Annotated in this window: 1 protein-coding gene; it reads right to left on the bottom strand. The window is 67.1% G+C overall.

Features of this window, described 5'->3' with window-relative positions; all coding sequences use genetic code 11:
- Positions 1 to 255 (bottom strand): methyl-accepting chemotaxis protein (locus KW845_RS29375; RefSeq protein WP_255593042.1); only part of this gene is annotated, 255 nt, incomplete at both ends.

Below are 255 nucleotides of genomic sequence, written 5' to 3'. Positions count from 1 at the left end.
GCTGCGTCACCTCGTCCATCTGCGACACCGCTCGGTTCACCTGGTCGATACCGCCCGACTGCTCTTCCGAGGCCGCCGAGATCTCGCCCATGATGTCCGTCACCCGCTTGACCGAGGCCACGATCTCTTGCATCGTCGCGCCCGCGCGCTCGACCTGCTGCGAACCCGTGCCCACCTTGCTGACCGAGTCCTCGATCAGCACCTTGATCTCTTTGGCCGCCTGCGCGCTGCGCTGCGCCAGCGAACGCACCTCGC

The sequence above is a fragment of the Bordetella sp. BOR01 genome (assembly GCF_019218885.1).
Classification (GTDB): domain Bacteria; phylum Pseudomonadota; class Gammaproteobacteria; order Burkholderiales; family Burkholderiaceae_B; genus Bordetella_A.
Note: the sequence above shows the minus strand (reverse complement) of the source record. Positions and strands in the feature narration are given on the sequence as shown.